Below are 236 nucleotides of genomic sequence, written 5' to 3' on the forward strand. Positions count from 1 at the left end.
CCCAACATATGGTTTAAATCATCAATAGTGGATATCAAGTGGGTTGTGGGTGGGAAAAATTTCTTTGTGATCGGGCTCGGGGCCGGGACATCCGAAATTTCCATAGTTTGGATCCGGGCCAGCGTCTCGTTTGACAGCGAGGGATTGGCCGGACTTGTCCTTGGAGCTTTGGCGGAGTTGATCTTCGATGCGTTGGCGCACGGAATGTGCTTGGACAAGGTTAACCCCTGGTTCCT

Annotated in this window: 1 protein-coding gene; it reads left to right on the forward strand. The window is 51.7% G+C overall.

Going from position 1 to position 236, the window contains the following annotated elements; all coding sequences use genetic code 11:
- Window positions 1–236: hypothetical protein (locus ACP7FG_RS13230; protein ID WP_439226669.1), on the forward strand; the 236-nt coding region annotated here is incomplete at both ends.

The sequence above is a fragment of the Idiomarina sp. ST10R2A5 genome, from assembly GCF_051842325.1.
Taxonomy (GTDB): Bacteria; Pseudomonadota; Gammaproteobacteria; order Enterobacterales; family Alteromonadaceae; genus Idiomarina; species Idiomarina abyssalis.